Raw genomic sequence first — 16,628 nt, forward strand, 5'->3', positions numbered from 1 at the left:
CCCGTTTATGCCTCATCGGAATCGGCCAAGCCTCCGGCGTCCGCCGGAAGCCGGATCAGCACCGTCGTCCCGCCGCCGTACACGCTTCCGATTTGAATGCCGTATTCGTCGCCGTAGCGCAGCTTGATCCTGTCGTCTACGTTTTTCAGGCCGTAGCTGTCCGATTGGACCGGTCCGACGAGCAGCTTATCCACCGTTTCCGGCCTCATGCCGATCCCGTTGTCGATCACCTTCAGCTCGATACAGGCACCTGCCTGCCGGCCTGCAATCCGGATCGCAATCTGCTCCCCGAACCAGGCGTGCTTGAAAATATTTTCGACGAACGGCTGTAAAATCAATTTGATGACCCGGTAATCCTTTATTTCGGGCTCAATATCGAAATAGACGGTGAAAGCATCCGCGTACTTGATTCTCTGGATTTCCAGATACGTTTCAATTTGCTCCAGCTCCTTGGCAAGCGGAATGTACACATTGCCCTGGTTCAAGGACAGCCGGTAAAATTTCGCAAGGCCGCTGACCATGCCCGTCACCTTGCGCGTTTCGCCGAGGTTGGCCAGACTGCTTATCGTAGACAGCGTATTGTACAAAAAATGCGGATTGATCTGGGCTTGCAGCGCTTCGAGCTCCGCCTGCTTTTTCTGGATGCCCTGTACGTAGACGCTTCGGATCAGCTCCTGAATGTTCGAAGCCATTATATTATAGGCGTCAGCGATCTGGACAAACTCGTCGTTGCCGCTGAAACGCAGCCTCTTCTGGAAATTATCCTCCTGAAAGGAGCGGAGAAAGGTGACGATCCGCTTCATCTTTCGCCCCGACAGCCTTGCCACAAAAAAGCCGATAACCGCCATAACAAGAAAGCTGATCGCGCATACCGTTATAATGGCGGACCGGAGCCGTCCGGCATCCTTGGCCAGATAGGAGTAAGGGACAAGCGTTTCGATGACAAAGCCCGTCTCCGGAACGCTCTCCCGCAAGACGAGAAAGGATTGTTCAGACACATGGCCATCCGCCCCGCCGCGCTGGTACAGGTTCGTGCCGGACGTCTCGTCCAGCAGCCGCAGGACGACTCCTTCCTCCACTGGAAACGTACTGAAATCGCCGAGCAAATCGTTCAGTCTAGTCGCGATCCGGATATAACCGATAACCGTTTTGTAATCGCTAAAGGTCACAAGCTTGCGGATATGGGATATGTTCTCAAGGGACTGGTCCGTCTCTACCTGCATCCACAGATTATCCTTGCCGGTGCGCTGAAGCTCCTTGTACCATTCCTTATCCGAAATTTCAGGGAAAGGAAGCAAGTAATAATCGCTGTCTTTTATTTCTTCCGTCATATTATCGCCCTGGATAAAAGTTAAATCCCCGTTGGCCGCATAGACGATGAGGCGGATATCGTTGCCGTACAGCTGCAGCGGCGCCTGCATGGGGGGAACGATCTCGTCAAGCATCGTCAAATACTGCTCCAGAAGGTCTCCCTTCGTCTGAAGCGCGCGCTGAAACGCCTGACTGCCGAAAAACGTGTCCGACATGCGCTGGATTTCGTCCAGCTGGTATTTCAAATTGTTGCGCGTCTGCTCCATCGCCGTGCGGATATTCGTTTCGGCCAATTCCGTTCTGGATTGAATAAGCATCGTATACGAAATGTACCCGATAAAAACATCCGTCAGCAGCACGAGAATCAAATACGGGATCATCATTTTGTACGTGAAGGGCATGTAGCGTATATTCCGTTTTGGCGTTGGCATGGCTTCCTCCGGATCGTTTCGGTCGTGATGCATAGGGAACGTAATGGAGTAAATCATATACGATCTCGAAAAAGAAATAAATAGCCCGCCCGGTCATGCAAATCAAGCGTAAACGGCTGTCGCCGTCCTTTGGCGGCAAAAGCTCGTTTCGCGATGAAATATAAGTCCAGTATAAAGTTAAATTTATACTTTCTTATATTTGCAAAAAAAGCGGTCCGCAAGCATGTTGACATGCTCTTGGACCGCTTTTTTATGAGGAAAGGCTGCGATTATTCTAATTTATTACAGAACTCTGCGAGCAGTAACGTATCTGCCCTTCCAGTATCCGCTCGTAAGCGAGCTGATCGTAACTCCGTCCACGGAAGGCGTGTTGTGAATAAACTTGCCTCTGCCGATGTAAATGCCGACATGGTTAATGACGCGGTTGTTGCTGCCGATCGTATCGAAGAAGATCAGGTCGCCTTGATAAAGATTGCTTTTGCTTACGTAGCGCCCTTGTTTGGACTGGTATTTCGTGCCCCATTTCAAGTCAACGCCGACTTTCGCAAATACGAATTCCGTAAACGACGAGCAGTCGAATACCAAGCGGCTAGGACTTCTAGTTCCCCAGTCGTAAGATACGCGGCCGATATAGCTTTTCGCAATGCTAACCACTCTATCTCTAGTCGCAGCCGACACCGTTGCCGATTGCGGAGCTTGTACCATTTCAAATGCCGTGAAGCCTGTCGTCAAGCACATGCTTGCGATCAATGTTTTCGTGATGATTTTTCTAAGCTGCATTTATTGTTACCTCCTGTGATGTGGTAGTAACAATATAGCAGGTTTAGCGTTTCATAAATTATTCCTCTGAGAGAAAAAACCTAGCATTAAAGGGCTTTTGCGCCCATTTATTAAAATAAAATGAGAAACCCTTAATCTAAATTAATGCTAGGTTTGCGTTAATTTTCCCCTGCAAACAGACCGTTCCAGCGTTTATTTTTTTAAATGATAAGGGACGGTCGTCACGATGACATCTCTCCGGAAGAGCAGGTGCGCACGGATGAGAAGGCTGGACTGGTTATGCAGGATGTTATGCCACGCTTTTTTCGGAATGAACTGCGGAATCACGACCGTCACCTGATAATTCGATTCCCCCGCCTTGCGCTGCACGGTATCGATAAATTTGGTCAGCGGATGGATCAGGCTTCGATAAGGGGAATGCAGGGTCACCAGCCTCACATCCGGCTGCCATTTGTTCCATTTTTCCGCGAAGACCGCTTCGTTCTCTCTTTCGAAAGGGATATGGACGGCGATAATTTGATCCGCGGCCAATGATTTGGCATAGTTTAACGAGTTTTCCACAACATGGGTGATGCCGGCTACAGGCAAAATAATGACGTTCCCCTCGATCGGTGCGGAAGGCTCGCAGGTCGTAATTCGCAGCTGTTCGGCAACCGCTTCATAATGCTTTCTGATTCTGTGAAAAAGGTACAGAATAAGCGGCAGGAACACCAGTACCGGCCACACCTGCGGAAATTTGGTCAAAAAGAACATAATAGTGACCAAAAAACAGATCAGCGCTCCGGCAGAGTTAATGATGAGCTTTGGAACCCAGCCCTTTGGCTTCTCCCGGATCCATTTCACCATCATCCCCGTCTGGGATAAAGTGAAGGGAATAAACACACCGACCGCATAAAGGGGAATCAAATGCTCGGTTTGGCCTTTAAAGGCAATAATTAAAATGATCGAAAGAACACCTAGTATGATAATGCCGTTCGAGTAACCTAGCCGGTCTCCCCGTATTGTAAACATTCTCGGGATAAACCTGTCGTTCGCAAGATTGACGGCCAGCAGCGGGAAAGCGGAATACCCCGTATTGGCGGCCAATATCAGAATTAACGCCGTTGTTCCCTGAATGAAGTAATACATAAAGCTCCGTCCGAACACTTCCTCGGCGATTTCCGATACGACGGTCGCCTCGGCGCGGGGAACGACACCGTAATAGTACGCTAAAAAGACGATTCCGGAAAACAGGAATGCAAGCAGCAAGCCCATCGATACCAGCGTTTTGGATGCGTTGTTAGGCTCTGGCGACTTAAAGTTGGGAATCGCGTTCGAGATCGCTTCAACGCCCGTTAAAGCGGAGCTGCCCGATGCGAACGCCCGCAGCAGCAGGAACAAGCTTATGCCCGCTACCGGAGTGCCGATCGCCGTGTGCAGCCCGGTCGATACTTGCCCGGTTGCGATTTTGAACAAACCCGCACCGATCAGGATGAACAGGGCCAGCACAAACAAATAGACCGGGTAGGCCAGCACGGAAGCGGACTCCGTCACGCCCCTCAGATTCAATATTGTTATGAATAATACAAATGCGATTGCAATAATGACATTGTAGGCGTGCAGGCTCGGAAAAGCCGACGTGATCGCATCGGTGCCGGCAGAGACGCTCACGGCCACCGTCAAAATATAATCGACGAGCAGCGAACCGCCGGCCACCAGACCGGGATAGATACCCAAATTTTTCTTCGAGACGACGTAAGCACCGCCCCCGTGCGGATAGGCGTAAATAATTTGACGGTAAGACAAAATAAGTGCGAGTAACAAGACCAGCACGCCTACTGCAATCGGAATCGAATACCAGAAGGCCGCGGCGCTTACCGTAATAAGCACAAGCAAAATTTGTTCGGGCCCGTACGCGACCGACGACAGCGCATCGGAAGACAGAATGGCGAGCGCCTTCGTCTTATTGAGCTTCTGTTCGCCTAATTCGGTCGATTTCAAAGGCCGGCCGATTAAAAAACGTTTTAAAGAAATCACCGGTTTCACCGCCATGTTTTTTATAGATTACCCTTTGAATCCACTGCCGAACCGGAGTGTATTTTACAAATTATGGACATTTAACGGCCGCAGCGCTATTTTTGGCATGCAAAAAACACAGGTATGGACCCTGTGTTCGGCACAAGTTCACAACCCTCCCTCAAACAACGCTTACGAGGTTAGCTGTCGGATTCGGACGGCAAGAGTCGCCCTACCTGACGACGGACTCCATGAGCCCGCCGGTCAGGATTCACCCCGCATGACGCTTGCCTGGCGCTTCTCGCAACCCGGCAGTTGTCATAGTTGGTTCCCCCGTTTTCCTTTCGCGGAAATTCAGCGATTTAGAATTGGAAACAATATTTTCTTAACGCAAATTGTATATTACGCCTGTCGGTGCTTAATGTAAAACGTACATTCAGACGGCTTTCCGTCAAATGGGAAAAAAAAGGTTGATGAAAAGCGCTTACATACACATCAACCTTTCGGAAGCTAACATTATTGGCGTTTTTCTCGATTATTCATCAATTCATTCCTGAAAAAAAAGAGACGGCCTGCGGTTCATGACCGGCAAGCCGTCTCTTCTTCTTATCCGTTATTGGCCGAGCAGAATTTTCGCGTACGGCGATTCGATCGGCATCATGATCACCGGTTCGTTCTGAAGCGTTGTAATGTAGCTCTCGAGCGTACGGTAAAACTGGTAAAATTCCGGATCGCTGCCGTAGGCTTTGTTATAAATTTTCGCAGCCTCCCGCTCTCCCTCGGCGATAATCTTCTTCGCGTCGGCCTCCGCCTGCGCGATCAGCTCCGTTGCGGTGCGGTCCGCTTTGGACGTAATTTTTCGCGATTCCTCATCGCCCTCCGACAAGTACCGCGCCGCAATCGACTGGCGGTCGGATATCATCCGGTTGTACACGCTCTGCTTGTTTTCCTCCGGCAAATCGGTCCGCTTGATGCGTACGTCGATGACCTCGATGCCGTAATTATCGCGCGTCAAAGCGGCTTTGACGTCCAGCGTAATTTCGTCGTTAATATTTCCTCTCGCGGTGTTCTCGCTGATAATATTGTCGTAGTTCACTTCCGACAGCTTCCGTCTGACGGAGTTGTAAACCGCCTCATCCAGACGCTGGACGCCTCCGCTTACGGTCTGAACCGTTCTCAAAAATTGCGATGCGTTCGTAATCCGCCATACCGTATAATTGTCGACAACGATCGGCTTCTGGTCCTTCGTCAAAATGGTCGTCGGGGTGCTCTCGTACGTCATTTGGTACTTCGGCAGCGTCGATACGTTCTCGATAAACGGTACCTTGAATTTGAGGCCCGGCTCGCCGACAGCCCTCATTGCTTCCCCGAAGCGCAAAACGACTTTATATTCGCCTTCCCTTACGACGTACATCGATCCGGAAACCAGGATGATCGCCAGTACGCCGACTATAAGACCTATCCATTGCTTTTTTGTCATTGCGCCTTACCTCCTTCAGCAGCTTCGCCGGCAGACGGAACCTGAGCCGGAGGCGCCGATGCCTGCGGTGACGATCCGCTGTTAGAACCGCTGCGCAGCAGCTCGTTCAGAGGCAAGTAGTTAACCGTGTCGCCGTTTGAATTGGTGATGAAAATTTGTGCGTTCGGCAATATTTTCTCGAGCGTCTCCATGACCAGACGGCTTTGCGTCACGTTCGGATTATTTTTGTATTCGCCGTAAATCGCGTTATATTTCGCGACGTCGCCTTCCGCGTTCAATATACGGGATTTCTTCTGGCCTTCCGCGTTCTCGATCAGCGCCTGCGCCTCGCCGCGCGCCTTCGGTATGCGGTCATTTTCATATTTGGCCGCGTTGTTGATCTTCGTATTCTTCTCTTCCCTTGCGTTCGTAACCTCTCGGAAAGCCTCCGCGACCTGACCGCTTGGCGGCTCAATGTCCTGAAACTTGATATCAATGATTTGAATGCCGGTATTATACTTCGCCTGCAGCTCGACGAGCCGCTCCCGCACCTTATCCTGAATGACCGTCTTGCCGTCGGTAATCGCGTAATCCAGCTTCTCCGAGCCGATAACCGAGCGGATCGACGAGCTGGCCGCGTTGCGCAGAAACTGCTCCGGATCGTCGATATTAAACATGTAATCGCGGATATTGCTGATCTTCCACTGCACGACCGCGTCGGCGGATACGATATTTTCGTCGCCCGTGATCATCATCGCCTCGTCTTCGACAGGCGTTTCCTGGCCCCCTTCCACGCGGTAGCCGATATGGATGCGCTGCGTCAGCTCGGCCGGCACCGTATGAACCTGCTGAATCGGATACGGCCATTTGAAATGAAGGCCTGCCGAGCTCTCCCCCGTATACTTGCCGAAAGTCATAATAGCGGCGCGCTCCTGCTCCTGTACCGTATAAAATGACGTAGCTCCTAGAAAAATAACAATGACTGCCGCCGCAATGCCGATCACCAGCTTTTTCACCGTGCCCGGCTTTAGCTCCGGAGGCCTGCGCGTATTCACATGCGCTACGTTAGGACCCTGATTCTGATCCATGCTTCCTGCCACCTCTCCCCTTCTGAGAATTATGAGAAAAATTCGTCATAAGGGGTAATACGCCCGCGGCAGGAGTTGGTCTCGAAATTTACGTAAAGCTTGGCTCGGGGCGCTTAAATGCAGGGAAAATTCTTAATAAGCAGCAGCTTCGATTCCGCCGGCTCAAGCTCAATGAGGCAGGTGGTCGCGCCGCTCTCGACGATCCATTCCGCGCCGCTCCACAAATCGCGGACGGCCAGACCGTTCTGCGGATCGATGCTTAAACGCTCAAATGAAGCGCTGATCGTTTTGACTGCCGACTCGCTGAAGTTAAACGCCGCCACCCAGGTGCCTTCGGCGCCTCGCAGCATAAACAGATCCTCGCCGCCGCTGCCGCTGCGGCCCTCGACCGGTCGGAACGTTTCACCCCGCCGCGCAAGCGCCATCACCTCGCGGTTCGTCATCCATTCCTTAGCCCTGCGCGCAGCTTCCTCCACCCGGTAGTCGTCGCCGAGAAGCAGGGAGGTGCCCGCAATTACCGCGCTGTTCAGGCGGCTTCGTCCTTCATGCTCGGTCGTCTCCCGCTGATTATGGCTCTTGTACAGCACGACATGGTCGGGATCGTTAAAGCGGTACAGGTGATCGTTAATCCACCAGCCGTACGTGAGCGCATTCAGCATATATTCCGTATCGGCAGCCGTCCCGAACGCGTCGCAGGAAACGCGCCTGCTATGAGCGTACCCGTGCGGAAACAGCGGCGCAATCGAAAGGTTGATCAGGAACGGGCGCCCCAGCTTCTCCGGCGCAAGCGCGTCGCGAATCGCGGCCATTCCAACGTTGTACGCCTGAATGCCTGTTCGGACGCTTGGATCGTAATGAACGCCTTCCATGGCGCCATGGGTCAGAAAGTCCATTTTCAAATACTCATAGCCCGCTTCCACGACACTTTCGAGCTTGCGCATAATGCGCTTTAGCGCCTCCGGATGCGTCGGATCGATCGGAAAGGCGCCGTCCAGCTTTGGCAAAGGTCTTCCGGCCTGGTCCTTAAGAAGTATTTCCCGGTAAATAACCTTGCCGTCAGTCCCTTCCACAGGTGTATCCGGGTTGCTTCCCCAGAAAGCAAACGGCGTATAATACGTACCCGGCTTTTGCCCGTTCGTCTTCACACGCTTAACCGCCTCTTTAAGCTCCTCCTCGGTCAAGTTATCAGAAAACGCATCGAAATTTACATATAAGCTGCCGTCCTGACCGGCAAAATGGTTCTGCTGCAGCTCTCCCGCAAAAAAGTCGGAGGTGTGGACATAGACGTCAAAATCCAGCTTCGTCATGACGGCGGACCAGCTGTTCCAGCCGAAAGGCACACCTTCGCTCCAAGGAAGAGCCGGCGCAACAAGCGCGTTTGCCTGACCGTAAGCCTCAAGCCCGTCGCGGTAATCCGTAAAGGCTCCTACAAAAACAAGTGGAGAGGAAATCGACTTGCCGCGCAGCGTGCCATGAGGAACCGTATCCCGCGTCTGCATGTCGGCCGCACCGCCATATACGCGCAATCGGCCTACTTCACCGGCGAACGTTCCCTCAACGGTGATGCCTGTTTTCCACGTGTCATGTGCAACCGACCCCAGCACGAAGCCCTTGCGGCTGCCGGCTCTATAGACAGCGGTTACCTCGTAACTTTGTACGCTGCTTGGGATCGCGCTGGAGCCGTAACGCACCCACTTATCGTTATCGAAAGGGACGGTCAGCGCCCTGACCTCCTCCTTTGCCGCTTCATCCGGCTCAGCTCCAAACCCCATTAAACTGCCGTCGTTCAAATATGCCGCGAGCGGCGCCAGCTCGTTTGTTTCCCAGTCCTGAGCGCAAGCCGCCTCAAGCTCCGTTAACACATAAGGCAGACCTTCATACATCCGCCAATGCTGCATCAGCACCGGCTTACCCGGTTCCTCGTGGATAACCGTCCAGCCGATTCCCTTGCCGAAGCTGTCGTCCAGCACATGAACCGAGGACTCCGGCAGCTCGTGCCTGCCGTATTGATCGGATCGTACAAGTTCCTGCCCGAATCGGGCTTCCGCATGCAACCCCCTCAGCTCCTCGCCGCCGCTCCACTGCAGCGAAACCGTTCCATCGTTCAAATTGACTTCCACTGCAACTTTACCGTTTTCAGCTTTACAAATGCCGTTTTCGTTCTCCAGCCTGATCTCCTTTACTGCCATTTCAACCATCTCCCCTGTTTGTCATAGTAGTGAAAAGGGGCCAGCTAAGCTGACCCCCGTAACCTGAAACCTGCACTCCGCAAAGCAGTTAGCTCCACAGCTCCAGACGTGTTTTGTAATTGCTCGTATAGACGGCTTCAACCTTCTCGTCTCCGGCAGCCTTCATATCCGACAGCATTTGATCGAAAATAGCTCCTGCCTCCTCGGCCGACGGCGCCATGATCGCCTTCGTGAGAGCCTGCTTCGTAATATCGCTGATCTTCTGCTCGTTCAGCGCCTCCGGCGTGCCTCCCTGCGGGCTGAGTCCGTCATAAATCGCGGAATCGTAAACGGTATCGGACAGGTTTTTCAGCGCCATCTGGTCGATGACCGAACGCTCATAGCGGCCAGGCAAATCATACGGCGTACCGTCGGAGCCCTTGCCGGTCTTCACGAACCAGGTCCATTTGCGGATGCCCGTTTCTTTCGTATAGGCGTTCCAGTCGTTCTTAAAGCCTTCCAGCACTTCCGGACGCGGAGTATGCTTGCCGTCCTTCATATCCCAGTGCTGACCCTCGATGCCCCACATGAGCAAATATTGGCCTTCCTCGCTCGCCAGGAAGTTGATGAACTGCATCGTGCGCTCCGGATTTTTGTTTTTCTTCGTAATCGCAATCGCATCCCAGCCAAGGGAGCTGCGTCCGCCGTAAGTCGCCTTGGAAGGATCCAGTCCGTCAGCTACTACCTTATAAGGGAACAGTTGCGCGTCCTCGCTGCGGTCCTTGCGAAGAATCGTGTTGGCGCCGCCTACGTCCCAATACGCGCCGGTAGAGGCGAATACGGTGCCCGTCGCAATTTTTTGCTCCCACACCTGGCGTTTGTTGATCGCCCACTCTTTATCCATCAGGCCGGAGCGGAACAAATCGTTCATAAACAAAATCATTTCGCGGTATTTCGGATTTTTGACGTCATATTGCAGCGCGCCGTCCACTTCATAGAAATTTTTGAGTCCGAACATTCCTTTGAAGGTGCCGAGTGAGCCACCGAAATTTTCGCCGTCCATCGTAAGCGCGGTCGTTGCCTTGCCGTCGATTTGCGGATACTTCGCTTTGAAATCGGTCAGTAGCTGCTTGAACTCGCTGGCCGTAAACGGCTCGCCGCCTTCCGCCTTCGCCGGGGCCAGCTCCTTCACGATGTCCTTGCGCATATTGATCGCGAACACCGGTTCATGCTCAAGGCCGTACCAGTTTGACAAATAATAGTTGTTGCCGTCCTTGTAGCGCGTCTTATTCAGCACATCGCCGTACATTTCGGACACGTCGGGACCGTATTTCTCGATCAGCTCGTTTAAAGGAATAATGGCGCGCGATTCGATATACTTGGCAACGAGGTCGCTTGAGCGGTCAAACATGATGATGTCCGGCAAATCCTCGCTCGCCAGCATCAGATTCAGCTTCTCCGTCGGATTGCCGGTCGGCTGCTGGATTTCGATCGTCACGCCGGTACGCTTCGTAATTTCCTTCGCTACGGCATTATCGAATTTGTCGCCCGTATTTTTGTCAAAAAAAGTAATCGTAATCGGCTCCGTGCCGACGTTATCCCCTGTTTCGCCGTCAGCAGGCGCTGTATTATCCGGTTTGTTCGTTTTCTCTGAAGCGCAAGCCGACATTAAAGTAATCGTCATAATGGCCGTCAGCATGGACAGCATCCATTTTTTTGCATACATGCCTAACATCCCCCTCAAGCGTAAACGGCTGACGCCGTCCTTTGGCGGCAAAAGCTCGTTTCGCGATGAAATATAAGTCCAGTATAAAGTGAAATTTATACTTACTCTCGAACCCCTGGTTCCGGGCCCGGCTGCAGCACCTCCCTTGCAGGATCAACGTCCTCCCGGTGCGGCCGTAAATAAGCGTTAGCTTTTGACCGCGCCTAGCGTCATCCCTTTCACGAAATATTTTTGCAGAAACGGGTAAACCATAATGATCGGCAGCGTTGCGACCATCGTCGCGGCCATCCGGATCGTGTCCGGCGACACGGCCATCCGTTTGGAGGCGTTCGCCATCTGCTGCGCATCTCCGACCATCGAGCCGGTCTGATACTGATTCAAAATTTTGACCAGCACCGCCTGAAGCGTCTTCAAATCCGGATTATACGTGAACACGTACGAGTCGAACCAGGAATTCCAGTGGCCGATCGCCGTGAACAGTCCGATCGTTGCAAGGACAGGCGTGGTCAGCGGCAAAATGATTTTGAAAAAAATCTGCAGGTAGTTCGCCCCGTCCATCTTGGCCGACTCGTCAAGCTCCTGCGGCAATCCCTGCATAAAGGTGCGGACAATGATCATATAGAAGACATTCATCATGCCCGGCAGCACGAACACCATAAAGTTGTCGATCAGGTTGTAGCTCTTGAGCACCATATAGTACGGGATCAGCCCGCCTCCGAAATACATCGTGAAGACGAAGTACAGCGTCCAGGCTCTGCCCCCTACCAGCTCCTTCTTGCTTAATGAAAAGGAAAGCATACTGATGACGAGCACCGCCAGCGGCGTTCCGGCTAGCGTCCGCAGCACCGTCACCTGAATGGCCGTCCAAATCTCGCGGTCGTTCAATATTTGCCGATAGCTCGCGAGGCTGAACTCCCTCGGCCACAAATACAGATTGCCCCGCAGCGTATCCTCGGCGCTGTTCAACGAAATAATGAAGATGTTCCAAAAGGGATAAAACGTAACGATAAAGACGGAAATAATAAACAAATAGACGACGGACATAAACAGAAAATCTTTTTTGTCTTTCACCATGGCGCGTTCTCCTCTTCCGGTATTCTTAGAACAGCGACTGCTCGTTCATTTTTTTGGCCATCGCATTAACGCTGATTACTAGAATGAAGGCGACCAGCGATTTGAACAGGCCGACGGCCGCTCCGTACGAGAACATGCCGTTCTGGAGGCCGTATTTGTACGTGTACGTGTCGATGACCTCGGAATACTGAAGCACCGTGTTATTTTGAAGCAGGTACTGCTGGTCGAAGCCCGCATTCAAGATGCCGCCTACGGCCAAAATGGCCAAAATAACGATAGTCGGTTTAATCGAGGGCAGCGTAATGTGCAGCATTTGCTTCAGCCGGCTAGCGCCGTCAACCTTCGCCACTTCGTACAGCTCCGGGTTGATCGCTGAAATCGCGGCCAAATACATAATGGCGTTAAAGCCCATGTCCTTCCAAGTGTTCGAGATCGCGATGATCCACCAGAACAGCGGTCCCTTCTGCATGAACTGGATCGGTTCGTCCACAATGCCGAGGCCCGTCAAAATATTGTTGACTACGCCTCCGGAGGACAGCAGCGTAATGATAATATTCGCGGCTATAACCCATGAGATGAAATGCGGCATATAGGATACGGTCTGAAACGTTCGTTTGAACCAGCCGTTCCGCAGTTCGTTAATCATCAGCGCCAAAATGATCGGCATCGGGAAGCCCAGCAGCAGCGACAGCACGCTCTGCGCCAGCGTATTTCGCATGATGCGGTAAAAATCACCGTTGGTGAAAAAATATTCGAACCACTGCAGCCCCGTAAATTCAGCCGTAAAAAACTGCCTGAAAAACGTGCCGCCTCCCGGCGAATAATTGATAAACGCCATGTAAATCCCGAACATCGGCACATAGGAGAACAGAAGCGTGGCGATAATCGCCGGCAGCATAAGCACAAACAGCAGCCGCTGTTCTTTCAGCCTTGCCAGCAAGCTTGCTTTTCCCGTCATGCTTTTTCCTTTCGGAATGCGGGTTTTGCTTGTTTCCGCTTTTATTAGAGTATCCATTCTTGCCAGCCTCCTGCCTGTCTTGCGTTGCTTTGTGACTTTATTATAGGTTTCGCATGCACGGAAGTTCTATAATAGCATTCACCGATTCATGCTCCAATCCGCCTTACTTCCGCCCGTTCCATTGTTGAATTGCGTCATTGCAGATAAACTGGTATAAAAGGCGAAGGGTACATTAATAGGAGGGATCCAGGCATGTACAGCATCTTACTCGTCGATGACGAAACGATCGAGCTGGAAACGATCGAGCACTATGTTCCTTGGGAAAAGACGGGCATCAAAGTCGTCGGAACGGCCCGCAACGGCAAAGACGCTCTGAGGCTGCTCGCCGAGCTGAAGCCGGACATGGTGCTTACCGACGTTCGCATGCCGATTATGGACGGGCTCGAATTCGGCAGAAGAGCCAAACAAATCGACCGCAACGTCAAGCTGATCTATTTGAGCGGGCATAACGAATTTCAATATATAAAAGCGGCGCTTAATGTGGAAGCGGCAGGTTATTTGCTCAAGCCGATCGATATGGAGGAGCTGCTCGCTCTTCTGGAAAAAGTAAAGAAAAAATGCGAGGAAGAGCAGCTGGCCGGCCAGGGCGGCGACTGGGTGCGGGAAAAGCTGCTGCTGCGCCTTCTGCGGGAGCCGGATGCGGAGAAGCAGCCGGAATTCGCCGGCAAATGGGAGCTCGCCGCACCGGAGTTTTCGGGCAACCGGGAATATGCGGCCGCATACGTGACCGTAGAGCCGCTGCCTGGGCAATATGCCGCATTGAAAACGGAATCCGCTCCGGCGGACAGCTTCGGCGAGCGGCTTCGGAACGCTGCTGAGCAATTGCATACCGCCTATATTCTGGCCGAGCCCGAGCCGAACGCGTTCCTGCTGCTGTTCCGGCCGAAGGGCGAGGAAACGGCTGCGGCGCGATTTGGCTGGGAGCGCTTCCGCGCTCAGGTCGCCGGCGATTCCGCCGTGCAGGTCACCGTAGGCTTATCAGAGCCGGGCAGCGCTCCCGGGCAGATCCGGGAAGCATGCCTGCAAGCCCGGCGCAGCAACGCGGAGAAATTTTACAGGCTGGAAGGATCGGTCATCACGCCGGACGAAGCGCTGACTGTATCGCATCTGGATGAAGATGCGGATACGCTGGCGGCGAAGCTGGCGGCTTCCATTCAAGCCGGGGATGCCGAGCAGGCAAGCAAGCTCGCGGGGGGCTTCTTCGCCACAATCAGGGATAACAGGGTCGACCGCTCCTTTGCCGTTCGCGCCGTCATCCGGCTGCTGGCCTCGCTGGAGCAGCATTTCTCCGCCCTGCTGGCAAGCGCCATGAACGAGCTGCTGCTCGCCGATCACTGGAAGGAAATTTCGTCGATGGGCACGGCCGCACATATCGAAAGCTATGTTCTGCACATTTGCGATGAGCAGTTAAAGGCCGTAAGCGACAGGGAGATCGACCGCAATCAGGCGGTGGCCGAGCAGATCGCCAAAATTATCGCCGAGCGGCATCATCAGCCTCTCACGGTGGAGGAAATCGCAAGGGAGGTATATTTGTCGCCGAACTATATCCGTACGATTTTCAAAGAAAAAACAGGCGAAACGATTCTCGATTACTTGACGAAGGTCAGAATGAACCATGCGGCCGAGCTGCTGAAGGATAAATCGCTCAAGGTGCGCGAGGTATCGCACAAGGTCGGATACGAGAACGTCTCTTATTTCTGCTCCGTCTTCCAGAAACACCGGGGCAGCACCCCGAACGAATACCGGAAAATGTATTTATAGGCTGGAGTGAAGCGCATGAAAAAGCTGGCTGGCAATTTGACGAAGCCCTTGAACAACCTGCGCCTTCGGGAGAAGCTGTTTGTCATGTTTTTGCTCGGGGCCATTATTCCGCTCCTGTTCTTCGTCCTGTATTCCTATCAAACGATCAAAGGGGAGCTCTCCGACCAGATGTATACGAATACGGTCGTATCGGTCGCCCAAATCAACACGAACCTGGAGAACAAGCTCGACTCTTATACGAAGCTGTCGGCCACCCTGTATTTGGATCAAACGCTGCGGGCGTATTTGACGAACAACTATTCGAAGGATCCGAGCCTGTTCGTCGACGCGTACAAATATATCAACAACACGTTCGTGAACATGCTCACGACCAATCCCGACCTCCATTCGATAGCGGTATACATCAACAACAGCTCGCTGCCGACGGACGGCTTTTATGTCAAGCGGATGGATAAGGCGTTCCGCGAATCGCTCATTTACCGGTCGCTGGAAGACACCTACGGCAATGTCCGCTTCGTCACCACTCCGCCCGATCCGGATCAGCCGCCGATGTTCACGCTCGTCAGAAAGCTGAATATAAGCGATATTAACAGCCCATACGGCATTTTGACGCTTAACGTGCTGGAATCGGACATCTTCCGCCTCATGGAGAAGGAAACGGCCGACAAAACGGTGCTGATCGTGAACGAACACGGCATTATCATGTCCGCAAGAGACAAAAGCATGCTGAGCAAACCGCTCGGCGAATTTCTCCAGGACGAGCTTCCCTCGGGAGGCATGGGACGCTTCGACAGCCATTATAACGGCGAAAAAATGCTTGTCGTCTACAACACGACCAAATACGGCTGGAGAAGCGTATCGCTTGTGCCCTACAACAGCTTCCTCTCCAAAGCGAACGATACGGCAAAACGAATCTTGATGTTTGCGCTGATCAGTCTCGGCGTCATGGCTGTGCTCATCTACGTAACGGCCAGGCTGTTTACGATAAGAGTGGAATATTTGGTGAAAATGGTGCGCCGCATCGAGCGCGAGGAATTTGAGCTCGTCGATATCCGTTCTCTGGGACGGGATGAGATCGGACAGCTGGGCAACGTGCTGCGTAAAATGACGCAAAGGCTGAACAGCCTGATTTCCGACGTGTATAAAAAGGAGATCGATAAAAGGGAAGCGGAAATGAACGTGCTGCAGGCGCAGATCAATCCGCATTTTTTGTACAACACGCTGGCCTCCATCTCCTCTCTCGCCATCCGCCATTCCGATGAGAGAATCAACAAGATGGTAACCGACCTGGCGAAGTTTTACCGTATTTCTCTCAATAAAGGGAAGAGTCAGCTGTCGCTCAACGAGGAACTGCAGCTCACGCGGTATTACATTTCCATCCAGCAGATCCGGTTCGCCGACTTGCTGCGTGTCCATTACCAGATCGACGAATCGGTACTGCCGTGCCCGGTCGTGAAGCTGACGCTGCAGCCGTTCGTGGAAAACTGCATCAATCATGCGATTTGGGACGACCAGCAGGGCATTAACATCATCATCAAAGCTTTCCGGGAAGGATCTGATATCGTGCTGCAGGTTATCGACGACGGAATGGGCATCCCCCGGCTCGGCAAATCAAGCTTGCTGCCTGAAAGCGGAGATATGTTAACCGGATACGGCATCCGCAACGTAGACAACCGCATCAAGCTGATGTTCGGCGACTCGTACGGCGTGTCCGTCTTCAGCCGTCTCGGCATCGGCACCTCTGTGACGATCCGCATTCCCGGGCGGTAGCAGGCCAAGCGTACTCCGTCCTTGGGCGGCGATATAAGCTCGTTCCG

11 protein-coding genes and 1 riboswitch are annotated in these 16,628 nt (G+C 52.8%); of the genes, 2 read left to right on the plus strand and 9 right to left on the minus strand.

All coding sequences use genetic code 11. From position 1 onward, the window contains the following. Window positions 1-5: 5 nt before the first annotated feature. The 9 genes from KP806_RS11475 to KP806_RS11515 form a co-directional block, all read right to left on the minus strand. A complete protein-coding gene (locus tag KP806_RS11475; RefSeq protein ID WP_224723736.1) occupies window positions 6-1,742 on the minus strand; it encodes a sensor histidine kinase in 1,737 nt (578 codons plus the stop codon). A gap of 282 nt (window positions 1,743-2,024) precedes the next feature. After that, window positions 2,025-2,522: a C40 family peptidase gene (locus KP806_RS11480; RefSeq protein ID WP_224723737.1), complete on the minus strand. Its 498-nt coding sequence runs from the start codon at window positions 2,520-2,522 to the stop codon at window positions 2,025-2,027. Between the two features lie 192 nt (window positions 2,523-2,714). Further along, on the minus strand, window positions 2,715-4,538 hold the full coding sequence (locus KP806_RS11485) for an APC family permease (protein WP_224723738.1): 1,824 nt from the start codon (window positions 4,536-4,538) through the stop codon (window positions 2,715-2,717). 153 nt (window positions 4,539-4,691) lie between these two features. Further along, window positions 4,692-4,887: riboswitch (cyclic di-AMP (ydaO/yuaA leader) on the minus strand. Window positions 4,888-5,130: 243 nt separating this feature from the next. After that, window positions 5,131-5,997 carry a protease modulator HflC gene (gene hflC / locus KP806_RS11490; protein ID WP_224723739.1) on the minus strand — a complete coding sequence of 289 codons (867 nt, stop codon included), beginning with the start codon at window positions 5,995-5,997 and terminating at the stop codon, window positions 5,131-5,133. Continuing rightward, complete coding sequence (gene hflK, locus KP806_RS11495; protein ID WP_224723740.1) at window positions 5,994-7,064, minus strand: FtsH protease activity modulator HflK; 1,071 nt, start codon at window positions 7,062-7,064, stop codon at window positions 5,994-5,996. Before hflK ends, hflC begins: the two co-directional genes overlap by 4 nt. Window positions 7,065-7,177: 113 nt before the next feature. Next, on the minus strand, window positions 7,178-9,253 hold the full coding sequence (locus tag KP806_RS11500; RefSeq protein ID WP_224723741.1) for an alpha-galactosidase: 2,076 nt from the start codon (window positions 9,251-9,253) through the stop codon (window positions 7,178-7,180). An 88-nt stretch (window positions 9,254-9,341) separates the two neighbouring features. Next, window positions 9,342-10,958 (minus strand): ABC transporter substrate-binding protein, encoded by a 1,617-nt coding sequence (locus tag KP806_RS11505; protein ID WP_224723742.1) that lies wholly within the window; start codon window positions 10,956-10,958, stop codon window positions 9,342-9,344. Window positions 10,959-11,144: 186 nt separating this feature from the next. Further along, window positions 11,145-12,032, minus strand: a complete 888-nt coding sequence (locus tag KP806_RS11510; RefSeq protein ID WP_224723743.1) for a carbohydrate ABC transporter permease — start codon at window positions 12,030-12,032, stop codon at window positions 11,145-11,147. Window positions 12,033-12,057: 25 nt separating this feature from the next. Next, entirely contained in the window at window positions 12,058-12,990 is a 933-nt protein-coding gene (locus KP806_RS11515; protein WP_224724024.1) for an ABC transporter permease subunit, read from the minus strand. A gap of 252 nt (window positions 12,991-13,242) precedes the next feature. Here KP806_RS11515 and KP806_RS11520 point away from each other — a divergent pair, with 252 nt between their 5' ends. Both KP806_RS11520 and KP806_RS11525 read left to right on the plus strand, forming a co-directional pair. Next, window positions 13,243-14,811: a response regulator transcription factor gene (locus KP806_RS11520; RefSeq protein ID WP_224723744.1), complete on the plus strand. Its 1,569-nt coding sequence runs from the start codon at window positions 13,243-13,245 to the stop codon at window positions 14,809-14,811. A gap of 15 nt (window positions 14,812-14,826) precedes the next feature. Beyond that, on the plus strand, window positions 14,827-16,581 hold the full coding sequence (locus tag KP806_RS11525; protein ID WP_224723745.1) for a sensor histidine kinase: 1,755 nt from the start codon (window positions 14,827-14,829) through the stop codon (window positions 16,579-16,581). Window positions 16,582-16,628: the final 47 nt, after the last annotated feature.

Source organism: Paenibacillus vietnamensis (genome assembly GCF_020169515.1).
GTDB lineage: Bacteria > Bacillota > Bacilli > Paenibacillales > Paenibacillaceae > Pristimantibacillus > Pristimantibacillus vietnamensis.

What these genes read in the sequence shown, in the direction of transcription:
- KP806_RS11510 (WP_224723743.1), bottom strand. Translation starts at nt 12,032, where the DNA reads ATGGTGAAAGACAAAAAAGATTTTCTGTTTATGTCCGTCGTCTATTTG.
- KP806_RS11475 (WP_224723736.1), bottom strand. Translation starts at nt 1,742, where the DNA reads ATGCCAACGCCAAAACGGAATATACGCTACATGCCCTTCACGTACAAA.
- hflC (WP_224723739.1), bottom strand. Translation starts at nt 5,997, where the DNA reads ATGACAAAAAAGCAATGGATAGGTCTTATAGTCGGCGTACTGGCGATC.
- KP806_RS11515 (WP_224724024.1), bottom strand. Translation starts at nt 12,990, where the DNA reads ATGACGGGAAAAGCAAGCTTGCTGGCAAGGCTGAAAGAACAGCGGCTG.
- KP806_RS11500 (WP_224723741.1), bottom strand. Translation starts at nt 9,253, where the DNA reads ATGGCAGTAAAGGAGATCAGGCTGGAGAACGAAAACGGCATTTGTAAA.
- KP806_RS11505 (WP_224723742.1), bottom strand. Translation starts at nt 10,958, where the DNA reads ATGTATGCAAAAAAATGGATGCTGTCCATGCTGACGGCCATTATGACG.
- KP806_RS11525 (WP_224723745.1), top strand. Translation starts at nt 14,827, where the DNA reads ATGAAAAAGCTGGCTGGCAATTTGACGAAGCCCTTGAACAACCTGCGC.
- KP806_RS11520 (WP_224723744.1), top strand. Translation starts at nt 13,243, where the DNA reads ATGTACAGCATCTTACTCGTCGATGACGAAACGATCGAGCTGGAAACG.
- KP806_RS11480 (WP_224723737.1), bottom strand. Translation starts at nt 2,522, where the DNA reads ATGCAGCTTAGAAAAATCATCACGAAAACATTGATCGCAAGCATGTGC.
- hflK (WP_224723740.1), bottom strand. Translation starts at nt 7,064, where the DNA reads ATGGATCAGAATCAGGGTCCTAACGTAGCGCATGTGAATACGCGCAGG.